General features: G+C 54.1%; 6 protein-coding genes. All 6 read right to left on the bottom strand.

Annotated features, from left to right (window positions below; translation table 11 throughout):
• A partial coding sequence (locus tag F4X55_04440; protein MYC40245.1) for a hypothetical protein occupies positions 1-1101 on the bottom strand: 1101 nt, incomplete at its 3' end.
• 40 nt (positions 1102-1141) lie between these two features.
• Positions 1142-2233, bottom strand: coding sequence for a hypothetical protein (locus F4X55_04435; protein ID MYC40244.1), 1092 nt, complete (start codon positions 2231-2233; stop codon positions 1142-1144).
• 444 nt (positions 2234-2677) lie between these two features.
• Positions 2678-3490, bottom strand: a complete 813-nt coding sequence (locus F4X55_04430; GenBank protein ID MYC40243.1) for a hypothetical protein — start codon at positions 3488-3490, stop codon at positions 2678-2680.
• A 464-nt stretch (positions 3491-3954) separates the two neighbouring features.
• The gene (locus F4X55_04425) at positions 3955-9069 is read right to left on the bottom strand and encodes a hypothetical protein (GenBank protein ID MYC40242.1); all 5115 of its coding nucleotides are present in this window, start codon (positions 9067-9069) and stop codon (positions 3955-3957) included.
• Positions 9070-9354: 285 nt separating this feature from the next.
• Positions 9355-9918, bottom strand: coding sequence for a hypothetical protein (locus F4X55_04420; protein MYC40241.1), 564 nt, complete (start codon positions 9916-9918; stop codon positions 9355-9357).
• Positions 9919-10118: 200 nt separating this feature from the next.
• Positions 10119-16238 (bottom strand): tape measure protein, encoded by a 6120-nt coding sequence (locus F4X55_04415; protein MYC40240.1) that lies wholly within the window; start codon positions 16236-16238, stop codon positions 10119-10121.
• Positions 16239-16331: the final 93 nt, after the last annotated feature.

Here is a 16331-nt window from a genome sequence, read left to right as displayed (position 1 = left end):
TTCGGGGTTGCCTTGGGTGGCGGCGTCTTCGGCTAACGTGATCTTCGCCGTGCCACTCCCGGACGCGGGGGCAGTCCACGTGATCCGATATACCTTCGCAGAGACTTTCTTCAAACCTGACAGTGTGCCGACATCTGCGGTGAAATCATCGAGGGCGATCCCCGTAACATCTTTGTTGAACGTTGCTGTGACGGTTGCGTCACGAGCTATATTCACCAAGGTCGGCACTGCTGTGAGTGTGACCGTTGCGGGTGTCGGATAGGTGAGGCTGAGCGTGGCTTCGGGGTTGCCTTGGGTGGCAGCGTCTTCCGCTAATGTGATCGTCGCCGTGCCACTCCCGGACGCGGGGGCCGTCCATGTGATTTCATAAATAAGGTCGGAGACTTTCTTGAACCCCGACAGCGTGCCGACAGTTGCGGTGAAATCTGCCGCATTTATTCCCGTGACCGCCCGGTTAAACGTCGCTGTGAGTTTCACAGTGCCGCTATAATCTATGATATCGTCTGCGTCGTCATCGGTGAATACTACGCTCACAGGCGAATACGTGATGTCGACGGTTTCTTCGGTATTGCCTTCCGTCGCGGCGTTCTCGGCAAGCTTAACGGTGACGGTGCCGCTCCCCGATGACGGCATCACGGCGTCGATCGTATAGCGCGATGCATCTGTGGAATCCGCCTGAAAATTTTCAAGCGTTACGGCAGTGCCATCGGCATCGGTGGCGGAAAAATCGGCAGCCGTCACCCCTGTCACATCGCTTTCAAAATCAGCGGTGAGGGTGACCTTCGTGCCAGGCTCGGAAAGCGTCTTGCTTGCAGTAAGGGTGACGGCTATCCCGAAAGTCCCCCATTGCACCGACCCTTCTTTGTTCCCTTGAGTGGCGGCATCCTTGGCGACCGTTATCTTTAATCCCAGCTCGCCCGAGTCGACGTTTACCCAAAGAAACGTAGTGTTCGATAAAGAAACCAACGCGGAGATCGTTCCGCCTTTGACGGTAATATCCGACTGGGTCACCCCTGTTACGACTTGATCCCAAACTATTCTGACGAGAAAGCCCCGCTGACCTGCTCTCGGGGTGCTGCTGCTAAATGAAAAGCTTGCCATTTGCTGTTTCCCTTACGCTCAACAAAACAGAAGGGTTAAATCACTTGACTTGTTTCCAAGCGGTGTCCCGTTCTTTTGCTGACACCCGCTGCTCTGCTTCTCTTGAAGTCGCCCGAACTGACGGCTTCCCTGACTTGATGAACTCTTTTGGATTGTTCCGTTGCTTAATTGCAGAAACTGCCACAACTATCGGGTCGGCTTCCGACGCTTCCGCCTCACGCATATCAGGGGGATCCATCAGTGCATCACTCTCATCAAGATACGCAGGTCTTGTCGATAAATCATACGCCCATTCTACGCCTTCTATGAAGTTGATAGCCGTGTCCAATGCACCCCAAAATCCCAATTGCTTGAGTCCTATGTAAGCCGTGCCGTAGACCGCCGCACCTGTCAAATAAACAGAAGTAAACTCAAGCGGACGCTCCCAATTCGGTGTATTTGGATCTCCCCAAGCGTCTATGTCAGGATGCCTTGAAGTGCCACCACTCCATGAATCGTTGTATTCTTGGTGTCTCGTCCAAAGCGTCCCTTGCAACTGATAATCAATCGTCGGGTGTGAATCGCTGAAAAGGAGAGACCACTCAAATTTCATACCTTCTGGACTCACACACTCTATTTTCCATCGATTCCCTATAGGCGTTATTTTCCGACCCCGGTACACAAAGGGTTCGCTGCTCCCCTTACCTGCAATTTTCCCTTCAAGGATTATGCTGTCGTCCTTGTCGGGTTTCAGCCAATAGCATTTATACGGCTTCGTTGTTTCACTTATGACTTGCGGGATATGATATTCTCGTTTTTCCCCGCGCCGTCCAACACTCCAAAACTTGCGAGGTAACCCTATATCCAACGGGAGCTCAGCAATCTCTGTAAGCAATGCTTCTATATTCGCGTATCGACGTGGACGCAAATTCCATAGCGGTGCCATTTCATATTTATCATTGAGTTCCGGCCTCGGCCACGGTTCGCCTTTCGCTGGACGCTTAATAACCTTGTTTCCGTAAAGGTCGGAACGCCAGTTGTTACCTGTATCCGTCAACGCCTTCGGGATGTCCACATCCACCCTGTTAGGTTCAGGTAAGACGATTTTCATCCGCGCTTCTACAAATTCTTTTGTCGGTATTTTTAATTCCATTGTTTTTTTACCTCCAGATTTTATACCACCTCTAAAAGTTTATATCGCATTAACCGAGATATTCATCCAGACCCGGTAGGTGCGGTTTCATGAAGATTAATTTATTAATTCGGTAATTATCGTAGGGGCGGGGTCCCCCCGCCCGTCCCCGTTTGTAGTAGGGCAACCCTGCGCAAGTCGCGTGTGGACTTGCGGGACAATGCCCGTCTATTACCGATTTATTTTCTGAAACTTCATCTAACCGCACGGAACATAACCAAAAACGGTAGGAAACCCTTTTATAGTAGATTCTAAAAATAAGTTTACACTTGTAGCATAGGCTGTTAGCCTGTGCATCCGTGAGATGCCCGTTTACAAGTTCAGGTAACGATGTGAGTGTGTAAGTAATTATGGGATCTACTATAAGAGAAATCATCAATTAGAAATGGTATAACTTCCGCCGTTTCATTGTTCGGAGATGCTGAAGTTCAATATCTCCCCACCTGTTTTATCGTCTGTTCTGTAGCGAACCGGCACCCGTTCCCCTACGAACGTCGCTGGGAAAATCCGCCAGGGGAATCGCGACGGCTCCTGTGCATGTACATGATTCCGGTTCTCCGACCGCCAATACAAAAACTCTTTGGGCGTTTCCAAAAGCGTTTTCCCAGGCACGACCTTCACGGCGTATTCTATCTCCCATTTATCGCGCCCCGCCCCCAGCAGAGTCCCGTAACCGAGACTGCCCCCGGGTGCTGAATGAATCTCGCCACTCCGATCCACAAAGTCGGCGTTGATCTCCGTAAAGTCACCGTTCGCATCTATGGAAATCCCGAACTCCAGGAGCATCACCTCAGCGATCTTGACGTCCGTCCCCGTGAACGTCAGCCGCACCGATGTCGCCGTGAAATGCGCATCCAACAGATACAAGTCGTGCTGGAACCCGTTCACGAGGGTGTTGACATCCGTGCCTTCCCAATTTTTCACTGTTGCCGGCATCCTGCGATTGCTATACCCCGATCCAGAGCCACCGGTAGGCGTCGCACTGTGCCCTTCAATCCCGATCCCCTTCACGAAGACAGCGTCCACCCGCGTCGGGTTCCCGTTCACTGCGATGTTGATGTCGTAATCCGTTTCCGTCGAAAACGTCCTGTAATCGTTGTCCGAAACCGCACGGATGATATTCGCTGCGTTCCCATGCTCACTGACCCGCACCCCGTCATCCAAATAGCTGACGCATTCCTTAAAGAACAACGCATTGTGTAAAGAGAAACCCTTCATCTATCAACCCCTCCTGACCGAACCGCAGGGCATTTTTTTAACGATTGCTCTTGGGCTGCTGCGTCCGTTGTCCTTGCAGAGTCCCAATTGCGAACAGACCTTTCATAACCTAAAGTAGGTTTCTTAACTTAACCGAAAACCATCGTGGAACGAAGTGGAACGATGCCCAGACGCACATAGTTTAAAAACCAATTTTAGATCGGCGTTGACAACGGAAACGCCGCCCAGACGCACATAATTAAAAAACCGAACCGCAAGGAAAGTTTATAGTGGATCCGAAAAATAAATGGACACTTTCCGCCCCCGGTAGGTTCGGTTTCCTAACCGAACCGGCACAGGATGTCCTATTAATTCTAAACTTTACTATAAAAACCAAAGCGCGTAGCCTGCAACAACGGCGCAGGCGGATATACGCAAAGGGACATAAAAATTATTAACCTACCTCACCGAACCGCAAGGAAAGTTTAAAAACCGTGCCAGCGGATAAGGGTACCTGCGCCATCCGCGAAAAACGAAGTCCCCGCACCATCCGTCGTCCGACGGGGTGCTTGCACGGCGGGTTTCACTTCGAGTGCCAACGGCAACGTGATCACCTGCCCCTCAGCATCCATCGCCGTATAAACGTAATCCGTCTCCGGCATCACCGCAACCGGCGTCCCGCCGAGCGTCCGGGTCCTCGGATCAAACCGCAACCCTTTCCCGAGCGCCGGTGAAAAGGCATAGGTAAACGGGTTCCCGATCGGACTCATCCCCGCAGGCAGCACGACAGGCGTCATCTCCGCATACTGCACCAGCGTCAGTTTCGGGAGTTGAGACACCTCAAAAGTCGGAGCCACATCGAAATAGAGTGCATCCCCGAAATAGAGCGGCGGATTCCCTGCACCGTCCACCAAAAGCGGGGTCCCCGCACCATCCGTCGTCAGATAATGCCGTGTCAGGTCCGCCATCCGCACGACTTCCGGCGTAACCACAGGTGTCACCTGCCGCCCCCGAATCGTCGTGAATTCGCTACCCGTCCGCACCGACATCACCTGCATCGCGATGAGATACCCGTCAACTTCCGGGGCATCCGCGAGATACTTAAAACAGACAATCTCGCCTAAGTTCACGGCATAAAACGCACGCACCCGGACATTGATGAGATACGCTAAATCCTTGAAACGCTCCAGATACTGCTTAGAGATAAACTCGACCCAGGGCAGCTCGTGTTCCGTTGTGCTTAACGCCAACTGCAACGGGTTCGACCCGAATTGCGACTGACTCGCTGCGTCTAACACTCGACTCCGCACAGGCGAGCCCTCTTCAATCGAGTTATACAGGTGATCGGAATCCAAAGAGACGGTTACCTCCAAATACGGTTCGGACGACCGAATCGTGTTCCGCGCCTCAATCGGTCTATGGACAAACGTAATCAGCGAATCCTCCGCATGTGTGGCGATACGTGTCGCCAGTTCACCGCGCGAGATACCCGTGAAATGCGTCGCTGTTCGACCCGTATACCGCACCAATTCCGAACCGATGAGCAGATACCCCGTCGTCGGGAACGCATGATTCGCAAACGCATACGCTATTTCTGTGTCGGCTTTCCCTACATCCGCCGCCACGAACGCGCCGCGGGCACGCCGGTTCTGTAAACTTAAGATATTCTTGTCAATGGAGACCGTCGCACCAACGGTCGTCGCCAGCGATGTCAAGACCTCCGAGATAGCACCCGATGTAGGGAGCACCGGCACTTTGTAACGGTATTTCTTCCCAAACGAGAACCATTGCCAATTCTCAGGTCGAGACGCATCGCTTTCGGGCTGCCCTATCGAGGCAGGATCCCCGTATCCCATCACGAAATGTAAATCGTCGTCGAAACTCAAGCCCCGCATCGGGAGATGTTCGCGGTAGGCACGATCGTTGTCAAAATAGACGTTCCCAAGTGTTTCGATCTCGCCTGTCGCGTGGATACGTTTCAAAAAGCCTTTCGCCTCGGACGCATCAAACGCAACATCGCGATTGCGCGCCGCAAACAGATAAGACACCGCAGGCGACTCTACGAAATAGATATACCCGTCGTGTTTCGTGAGCATACACGGTCCATACTGCACGAAATCATACTTCGCTAATACCTGGAGCTGCAACGTCACCTGATTATACCGATACAGTATCACACCCGCATCCGTGCTGATGTCCCGACCGTTACGACTCACCGGCACGATCAGGTAGATGTTATGCCCATCCACAAGCACTTCATGCACCCCAAGCCACGCACCGTCTTCGTCGTTAAACGCCCCGAACTGATACAGCAGTGCTGTCCGCTCGAAAACCGTCTCTGTTGTCCCGTCTGTCCATTTCTCGATCGTCAATGTGCTGGTCGTGTCCGTCCCTTCTACCGACGCAAAGAAGACCTCCCCAGCATCCGTCACATCGAAAGCGAAATTCAGGTGGTTCTGATACGCATCTTTATTGTGTGTGAAGAGTGCCGATACACGCCCGTCCGGTTCCCGACGCGCCAGACCGAATTCTGTCCCCTTCGCATACCGATACACGAAACTCCCATCTGTCCCTTGAGACCGAAACCCGCCGCGCACGCCATGCGTGATCCCGCGCCATGTGTAATCCAGACCGCTCACACCGACCCAGTAATGTAATCCCATCTGTGGACGGAAGTCTGTCTCTTTCTCGATAAGCGTCTTATAGCGATGCACGCTCTGCTGGTATGAGACGATCTGCGTGTTCTCGGATACACTCGCGTCATACCCCAGAACCACCGATTGTGGAGTTTTCGGCGCAGGGTCCACGCTCCGATCGAAGTCCGTCGCATCCGTTACGATTACCGCGAAGGTGTCAAAATCTGAACTCGCGAAACTCACGACTGCGAGTTCCGGATCGAATTCATATAGAACCTGGTGCGTCTCCTTTTTTACGTCGTAGCACACCAACGCATCCGATATATAATTGACAGGGTTCGAGAGCAGGTAATAAAATGCCTCGTTCTCAGCGTCTACGATCCAATCTACTGGATACCGCAGCAATCTACCCCGTTCTACTGGGAAGGCGAGGTTCCCGTTTGAACGGATATGCGCCGCGCCTGTCGCTTCGGGTTCCGTGGCGTGCACCGTCAGTAAGATGGGTTCCTGTTTGACGAGTTTCTCTACGGCTGCCTGCGGGGAGAGATACCGATGCGGGCTTTGCGTTTTCACCAATACGGGGATCGGGGTCCTGTCTTCTGATACCGATAGATACCCGCCCTGGGTTCGCACCTCCGACTCGGTCATAAATGCCGTGTCGTCTTCCGTTACGCCTTCGGGCGCGTTCTGGATCGCTTTCAGGGTCAATCCCGTTGTGTGAACGTCTGCAGCCGACCCCTTCGGGATCATCGCTCCAAACGTGTCTTCCACCGTATAGCGTCCCTCCGCAACGGAAACCTCCTGCGTCTCTTCATCGGCAGCGGTGAGCGCCAGTAGCTTCGGCACACCCGCAACCGTATCGGAGACCTGGAGGTTCTTCAAAACATAACTCGAATCTATGCACTGTAAACCGACACTACCTACGCCTAACCGGTCATCCACTTCGAAGATAACGCCTTTAAAAATTTCTTTCGACTGGACGCTCCCATCGGGTAACCGGAGATTCACAAACACTTGCACCTCGTTGAGATACCCGCTCTCGTTGAGCGAATGCGTCTTCCAAAACGAGTCCGGGTTCGTTTCATTGAAATACCCGCCGTTCTCGGAATCGCTACGCAGTGTCACCACGCACCGTCCACGCGTGAACTGGTTCAGCCGCACCCAGTCTAAGTTGTTGCTTATCTCCGGGAGGTTCTCGCCATCGAGGTGTGCCGTTACGTCTATCCCCTCGATAAAGACTTCATACCCCTGAACGTCCGTTATGGATACCGATTCCGGTTCCGATAGCACGGTTACCCCAAATGCTGCGTCCGCAAAGAACCCGCGTCGCGTTCCTGCACGCAACGATACTTGATGGGTCCCGGTGATGTCTGATCCCGATGCGACCCGTAGCACACTGTCGTCTACCAATTCCAAACCTTCAGGCACCCTCGACCCATACACCCATTCTACGAAATCCGCGCCCTCTACATACTCCAAAAGGTTGACTGCTTGCGTAGCAGCGAGCGTCATTGTAGATATTTCTTTCCAGACAGGGACCTCTGCCCCCGTGACGCTCACATAGAAGCTACAGGCGTTCAACTCGCTACTCCCGACGCTGTTGATGCCCCGTAATTGCACATACCCCGCCCCGTCAATAGGCGCGTCTTCCGAAATCACCAAATATCGGTTCCCTTCTATGGATAACCAGTCCGGTTTCTCGGAACCGACATCGAAGACCACGTCTGTCGCGTTGTGCATGAATTTGAATAGGTCTAACCGTTCTCCGGGGACAACTTCCTGTGGATAGATCGCACCAATAGGCTGCGGCAACGTCCATACCGAGACATCAAGATACTGTAGATCGCCACGCGCGTTATACCGAAACAGCAACCCTCGAAAATAAAACAGAGACAGCGGCGCAGGGGTGATGAATTTGCTCGGCATCGGTATCCACCGACTCGGCACGGATTGATACGCATCATCGTAGACACGGATGTAATGGTCCCCGGTCCTCCGACTTTCAATAAACACTGCATCGGGACCACTCGCCAGATGCCATAACGCCTTATCCCCCAGGGGCTCCGCCTGTTCCTCCTCGGAAAGTGATACCGATGCCAACGGGGTCGCTTCTAAATCCAGGTTCTTCGCGATCCCGACATGGACGCTTTCTATCGGGAGTTCCGTGATTTGAGTCGTGTCTTCAGCCGTCGCCGAGCGTCGGACAATGAGGAGCCGCCCATCTTCTGTCAACGTCCATGACCGAGTGGTACCTGTGTTTCGCAGGATGTCCGCGGAGTGCCAGATCGGTGTGTGATCCTTGTAGAGGATGAGTTTCCGGTGTAAAGCGACGAGAAACGTCTCCGCATCTAACCGGAGTGCCAGGGTGTTTTCTCCGGTGGCTGTTGCTAGGCTTGTCTCGCGTGCTGCGATCCGGGTCCCACCCCAATCGTAGACATGGATATTCTGACGATACCGTAAGTAGATATGCTCGTTATCGATGGACACGATCTGGTGGTATGTTTGCAGGCCACCGGTGTCAGGGGCAGCATCCGCGCGAAACAGCGTCCCCCACTCCGATACCGGAAAATCATCGCTGTAGCCGACCGTCGCCACTGTTTCAGGGTTACCTTCCGCGACGCTATCCGCAAGCACCCGCACCGTCACCTGCCCCGCACCGCCAGACCCCGGAAACCGCAAGGTCGCCCCGTAGACGCAGCCCTTGCCCGTCAGCCCACCCACAAACGACACCTCCTCCGAGATGTCGTTGCCCCGGGCATCTTCAGCCGCCAACGTCACAGTCGTCAGCGAGAAGTCTGTCACATTCGCCTCAAACACGAACAGCACCGGAATATCGTTTTTCTCTAACGGGTCGGGCGGATCCGCGCGCAGATCCACCTCCGTCAGATACAATCTGGGAAGGCTTAGGTCCCTCGGTGCCCTCGGCAGTGGAAGTGTAAGAATTTGCAGTGTCGTGGTTTCCATATTGCCCCCGTAGGGGCGGGGTCCCCCCGCCCGTTCCCTATACCCTGTGCATGTTAAACCTGTCGCATAAACTTTAGTCTGTGCCTCTTGCCCCCGTAGCATAGACTGTTAGTCTGTGCATGCCTCTTTGTAGCACAAACTTCAGTTTGTGTTCTAAGAACGCTTGTGTTCCTTTTGCGTCCCTCCCCACCGCTTGCGTCCCTCCCCACCGCTTGCGGGGGGGGATAAAGGGGGTTTCCCCTGTGGGAGGAGTTTCCAACCCCGACCCCCTCCCCTTCTTCCCCCCTACGGCGTTTTCAAGCGCAGCTCAAGTTTATGTCCAACCACCTTGTAGGTATAAGTATTGCCCCTAGGTGGACCATAGACCAAAAAACTTGTGTCAGACGCTTTCCAAAGCTGACGCGTTGAAGTTGCGGAACCGATCCGAATGATCTCACCCCCTGCTTTTTGTGTGGCAAACCATTTCCCTTTTGTGACGAACTGCTGGTATTGATGGTAAAACCGATCCGGATTGGGGCTGGTAAACCGGGATCGTCCTAGAAAGAACGTAAACCCAAAATACCCATCATTGAAATTGTGGCGGGTTACGCCTGTCTTGATATCCAACTGAACAGGCGTGCTTAGACTGACGGCAGGCAGATCGCCTGAAGTTGTCCGTTCATATAGCACCACATCTTCAACCGTGATTTGCAACGGGTTCACCGCTTGCAGTGCCTGATGCAACAGTGCGATCCCTAACTGCCGCGCCCTGCCGCCCGCCGTCCCATCGGAGATCGCACCCAGAATCGCTTTCGCAAATTCACTATCAGAAAGCGTCGGTTCATCTTTTAGCGGTCTTTGCTGACTCATTGTATCCCCCTCTCTTCGTAGCGCAAACTTTATAGTTTGCGTCCTTTCTTGACTGTAAGTCTCCTGTTCTCGTAGGGGCGAGGTCGCCTCGCCCGTTTCCTGAGAATAACCAAAGCGCGTAGCTCGTAATGTAATGGAGAGCGGATCTACGGAGAGGCACTTCATCTATCAAACCCTCCTGAACGAACCGCAAGGTAAAATTAAATATTAACGCGAGCCGTCAACTGCTCCGTCCGAGACTGTTGCTCCAACAGAATATTGTCGTTCAACGTCACAGGCACCGTAATCTCAATCGTTTGCGGGGACGCAGCGGCAGGCCCACCCGTAGAGGCGAGGTCCCCTCGCCCCCCCGACACATGCACCGTGTTCCCCGACACACTGATCGTATCCGCAGTCAACCCCGACGGAGGCGCGGGCTCCGAAAACATAGATACCGCGTCTTCGATTTTCGCTGTCAATTCTGACGGGTCTACCGTTAGGTCTCCCATATCCAGGTTTCCTTCCGCAGTGCCTTGCGAAACCGCTGCGGCGAGCGTCGATTCCGTTTCCGGTGAAAGCGTGATGCCTAACGTGTCGCCGTCCAACGCATTCGCAAGCACATCCTTGAGGGCTGCCCCATCCGGTCCCAACCCTACACCCTCACTTGCCAGACTAAACACGAATTCAAACGTCTCTTTCAACCCTTCGCTGAGCAGATTGAAATTGCCGACCGCACGCGTCAGTTCCGCCAAATCCAGATCAGACAGCCCTTCCACCGTTGCCCTTAAATCCGCCGCAGGTGCCCCGATCGCATCTACAATATTACTGAATGTCTCCGAGACCGTCTCAATACGCCCCAAGGGTTCAACAATATCCGGCAACGTCCCAACGGCTGCGTTTGCTGCCGTCGCTGCATCTCTTGACGCAATCGCCGCATCGTTTGCGGCTGTCGCTGCATCTTTTGACGCAACCGCGGCATCTGAAGATATCCGCACCGTCTCCGATTCAGGTTGCAAGAGCGGCGCGAGTGCCTCGCGCAGTGCCATCGCCGTCGCTTGTGCCTCTGCTTCGATGTCCGCAGTCCGTTCAGCCGTCTGTTCTTCCAAATCCGCGACCGATCGCTGGTTCTGTAGATACTCATCCAGTCCGCGCCGTCCAAACACCCGTTCAATAAAGTTCTCATCCGTCAACGCACCGCTTTCTAACTCTTGCCGATAGAAGTCGTATCCTGAACTCCCCGGGGTCAGGATACCGAACTCCGTTTGGAAGTCCTGGACATCCCGATGCAGCTGACGGTTCAAATCAAAAAGTTCCCGCTGATACGTGCTATCTGACTCCACTTGCTGCTGTTGCGCCCCTGACAACTCACCGAACTCCGTATCGAACAACCGCCGCGCCGTCTCTGTTTGTAAATCTTGGAGATCGCGCTGATATTCCCGGTGGATGTCCTCTGCCGTCTGATTCCGATCCCGTTGTAAGTCGTCAAGGTCTTCATGGAACTGTTCTTCCAACGCAAGAAGACGGTCCTTGTGATCTTCGTTCAATTTCTCAATCGCGTCTAAACGGTCTGCCTCGTTCTCTATCTGCGCGTCGCGCACCTCTTCAATCTCATCTTGCCGACGTGCCTCACGTGCGATCGCATCCTCGCGGAGTCGCTCTATCTCGGCTTGCGCACTCTCTTCGTCCCGGAGCCGATCCCGCGTAAACTGGTTCTGGGCAGTCGTCGCTCTACGCAACGCTTGTTCACGCAGCAACTGGTTGTCTTGGCGTAAGTTTTCCAGTTCTGTCTCTGATAACGCTAATTCATTGATACGTTTCAGCTCATTGTCATAGAAAGCATCGATCGCACGGATCAGTGAACGCCTCGCATCTTCAAAGCCTCGTTCCGTCGTCGCACCTGTCAGATTGAAACGCGCCCGGGCAACCGCGTTTTCCAATAGATTCGATTCAGGGGTATCTTCAAGACGCGTGCGTGGCGGTGCGACCTCTGCTGTAGGGGTTTCTGTTGATGTGGGGTCTTCTGTGGGGTCTTCCGTCGGGACTTCAGGGACCGGGATTCGACGGACGGCTAATGCCGTGCCTTGTAGAAATCCTGAAGCCTCTGTAAATGCGTTCTCTAACGCAAAACCGATATCCTCGAGATTGGAAACCAACCGCAGATTCGCATCAAAAAGTCGATCGGTGAACTCGTTGGTATACCTTGTCCGCGCATTCGCTAACGCATCCTCCGTAAAGATACCCACACCCGCTTCTATGAACGCTAACTGCTGATCCCGATACGCGGTTTCTGCCGCACCGAGTCGCGTATACGCCGATGTGATGGTTTCCGCCGTGCTGTCTTCGCCTAATAAACGGATGGCGTTCTCTGCGGACGTAATATCGCCTTGCAATGTGCGAAGGATGTCTCGCTGTTGTGCCGAGAATCGGAAAACCTCTGTCGGGGGTTCCTGTTCGAGAACTTGGGGTGTTTCCGTTGGAAACCCGTCTCCAATCGACTCCACAACCGCCTGCTCAGGTGCCTGAACGTCAACAATCTCTTCAGGAATCCGTTGCACCTGGAGTGCCGCCCCTGAAAGGATGCCCGACATGTTTCGGATCGCCGTCACTAACTGGAATCCAACGGCTTCCAAAGCATCTAAGAGTTCGCCGTTGGCATCTTCAATCTCGTTCCCGAACTGCTGACCTGATAGGGTCAACGCCCGTTGTCTCGCGTCTTCCGTGATGTGCGTCGCGTTCGTGATGAAAGCAACGATTTGCGTCTGGACTGCCGCCTGCGCAGTCGCTAAATCCGTGTAGGCATCGGTAATCTCTTGGGGCGTGCTGGTGGCATCGAGGTCATCCACAACGCCTTGGGCGATCGCGACGGTTTCCTCAAGGGGTGCTAACACCTGCCGCTGCTCCGGTGAAAGCCTGAAAATGTTTTCGAGTGCCTCGGTCGCCGATGCTACTGTCTCTTCAACCACCGCGCCGACATCCGCAACAACATCCGCAACAACATCCGCAACGCCCGTCCCTTGGGCTGCTGCGACTTCCGCCTCATACGCCGTTTCACCATACTGCGCACGAGCGACATCTTCTATCGCTTGTCTGTCCGTGCCAGTGGCTTCAGCGATCTGACGCGCAGTCAACTCACCGCTTTGTCCCTCGCTTTGGAGCTGACGGATGGTGTTTAGTTGCTCGTTCCGCGCGTCGTTGAGCTCCTGGATGACATCAAATTGTTGGGTGCCGAACAGCGCATTGAAGATGTTCATCGCTTCCTGCTGCGCATCGAAAAATTGGTTCGTCGCATGCAGTGCCCTGTTCCTGAAATGGTCGACATTCTCACCCGTGGCAAGCGCGTCTTCATAATCCGATACCGCGGCGTTCATCGCTTGCTGCAATTGCGTGGCGATCGGGTCAAAGATGTTCCGAAGATGTGTTTCGATGACATCTATATCCGTAATGCCGATCAGTTGCTCCAAAAGCGACTGGATAATCTGTCCATCGAAGTTCGTAGTCCCGCCAGCCGTCTCTTGCGCCGATCGAACCCCCCGCGCAAAATGCCTGACGTTCGCCAATTCTGCCTGATTGTCCTCGAAAGCGTCCCGGTTGCTCGCTTCAAAGTCTCTGCGCGCCTGCCTCGCTTCTTCGCCTTGTCTGAAAATGTTGTAGGGGAGTAGCACGGCTTGGGAAATGTCGCCTTGCGCAAACTTTGCGAGACTCTCGACGTTCTCCGCAACATCCGATAACGCACTCCCGGAATCAAACGCAACATCCGCAAACGCCGTCGCAAGTTTACCTAACGCATCAATCGCCTCTCCGATCGGGTCTTCTAAATCTCGGAACTTGTCACCCGCATCCGCCGTGCCGTCTGCAACTTCAGCCACGACTGTATCTAAACTCTCAAAAGCACGCTCGGTGAGTTCCGCACCCTGTTTCGTTTCATCCAGCGCAGTCGTCAAGTCCTCAACAGCAGGGGTTGTCTCTCTGTCTACGATATCCGTAAAGTCGATATGACTTCTTTTTGACGTATCCAGGGCATCACTGTAATCGTAAAGCCGTGCCTCCGCTTGCCGAAAATCCGCAGTCCCTGTCTTGACGGTCTCGCTGACTTGGTTTAAAGGACCAAGCGCGGCGTCCGCCGCAACCGATGTCGCTTCCAACTCAGCAACATACGCCGCAAGCGGATCGTCTAACCCATCAAAGAACCCAGCCGTGTGCAACGCTTCTAACTCGGCTTGATGGTCGACCACCGAAACCGTCGCTAAGTCGACCGCTGTCGTGTATTCACCGACTTCACCCGCCGCAACTCGCCAGAAATCGTCGAAACCTTCTAATTCTTGGTTGAGATTCTCAAATTCCTGGATATGCCGCTGCGCCGCTGAAATCACACCCAAATATTCTGTGAACGCAACCGCGGCAGTCTTGACGGCTGTTCCCTGTTCTTCTGTCGCGGCTGTCGTTGCATCCGTCCCGTCTTTCAGTGTGCCTAACCGGGATGTCGCCTTGTCGATCTCCGTGTTGAGTTCAGATTGGCGATCTTTCGCAGCACCCAATTGACGCTCATATTGCTGAATCGCAGGGTTCGTCTCACCGACTGCCGTGTCTTTCGCATTCTGGAGCAGCCCTTCATACCGTTCGATCTCCGCATTCGCACTCCGAAGCTCTGTCTGTAAGTCCGAAAGCCGCGCCTGCTGCTCCTGTGCTAACGTCGCATTTTCACCTAACGCCGCCGATGCACCCCCGAACGCCATCTCCAGTTTCTCGATCTCTGCTGTCAATTCCGGGACACGCGCACGTGCCGTTTCAAGCAGCCGCGCAAACTGTTCCGTTGACTGATTCGAGATACCAGCTGCCGATGCTTTCCGCAGCTCTTCCTCATACCTCGCGATATTCGCAGTCGTCTGCTCCAGTTCAGTTCGTAAGTCCTTGAGTCTCGCACGCCCCACATCGCCTGCAGTCGCATGCTCTCCGAGTGCCGCCGTCGCTGATGCCACCGATTGCGTCAACCGATCCGTCGACTCGGACGCTTGGTCCCCCTCGTCGCGCCAGAAACTTATGAACTCTACAGTCTCTGCTACCCCGCTGATGAAAGCCGCCAGATGCTCCGAAAGTTGTGCTATTCCTGCCCCAAGCACGCCTACGGCATACGCTGTCCCCTGTATCAAAGGATTCAAGAGATTCACCAGCGCACCCGTAAGTTCTAAGACTTCGGCTAACAATCCGCCAAGTGAACCCGCTAATGCACCAACAGGGGGTCCCAGTATCCGAGTCAACGCACCCCCGAGCTCCAGCAACGCCTCAAACAAGGACTGCGCACCCGCAACGATCTCCTGTATCGGTTCCGGCAACGTCGAAACGTCTTTCGTGCCAACACGAACCACATCCAAGAATTCCGATAACACACGCGCAGCATTCGTAACGGTCGGGAGGAACAGGTCCCCAATTGCCGCTTGGGTCAGCAGTATCGAGTTCTGGAGTGTGTCCATTACAACGATATAACTGTCCGCGGGTGGTGCCTCAAAACGTCTTGATAACTCGTCAAACGTCGGGATCAACAGATCCCGGATGCTCCCGCCAACTCTCCGATACGCCGCATGCAAGCCCTCGATGTTCGCTTCTACACCGTGAACATCCGCCAATGTTTCGAGAAACGAAGGAATTTGTTGCACGATGGTGCGAAAGTCTCTGAAATCGACTTTTCCCAGTTGCACTGCTTGGATCAGCTGCTCCATCGCCAGAGAAGCCGTCGACGCATTGCCACCTAACGACACAATCGTCTGACCGACCGTCAACAGGATCTTGTCCGTGTCCTCCGCACCTAACCCCGCCGCACGGAGTCTATTGGAGTAACGCGTTAACGATTCAAAGTTCAACCCCGGCAAATTCGCAATCTCAATCAGAGACTCAAGCCGTTTCTCTGCTGCTTCCGAACTCCCTTCAATCTGTGTGATCGCCCGTGTGTATTGCTCTAACCGACCCGCGGCTTGAATGCTTTCAATCCCGAAACGACCGATCTGCTGCGTCGCCACCGCAAACCCTAACGCCCCCAGCACGCTCCCCGCGCCACTCAGCGAACGCGTAAATACACCAACCCCCCGGTTCGCGAATCCGATCGCACCCGTGAGTTCTGTTGCACCTCTGCCCGTGCGCCGAACCTGATTCCCAAGACTCCCGACTTCACGCGCCGTTTCACGCGCCTCGTCGCCCAGCTTGTCAACGCCCGTCGCCGCGTTCGTCGCAGCACCCTGCGTCTGACCCAATTGTTGACGCAGTTCACGCACCTCACCCTGGAGTTGCTCGATCTCGTTGCGGGCTTTCCTTGAGTCGACCCTGAAGCGAATTTGTACATCAGCAGGCATAGTAAATCCTTGTAGCGTGGACGGGTCATCTGCCCCGGGGGTTACGTGTAGCACAAACTTTCCAGTTTGTGGCACTTTCTATTTCTTCCGTTT

It is taken from the genome of Candidatus Dadabacteria bacterium (assembly GCA_009840385.1).
Taxonomy (GTDB): Bacteria; Desulfobacterota_D; UBA1144; order Nemesobacterales; family Nemesobacteraceae; genus Nemesobacter; species Nemesobacter australis.
The sequence above is the reverse complement of the archived record's forward strand: the minus strand, read 5'-3'. Positions and strand labels throughout refer to the sequence as shown.

Bases quoted from the DNA above. Each gene is read 5' to 3' on its own strand.
- F4X55_04435 (MYC40244.1), bottom strand. From the start codon at position 2,233: ATGGAATTAAAAATACCGACAAAAGAATTTGTAGAAGCGCGGATGAAA.
- F4X55_04415 (MYC40240.1), bottom strand. From the start codon at position 16,238: ATGCCTGCTGATGTACAAATTCGCTTCAGGGTCGACTCAAGGAAAGCC.
- F4X55_04420 (MYC40241.1), bottom strand. From the start codon at position 9,918: ATGAGTCAGCAAAGACCGCTAAAAGATGAACCGACGCTTTCTGATAGT.
- F4X55_04430 (MYC40243.1), bottom strand. From the start codon at position 3,490: ATGAAGGGTTTCTCTTTACACAATGCGTTGTTCTTTAAGGAATGCGTC.
- F4X55_04425 (MYC40242.1), bottom strand. From the start codon at position 9,069: ATGGAAACCACGACACTGCAAATTCTTACACTTCCACTGCCGAGGGCA.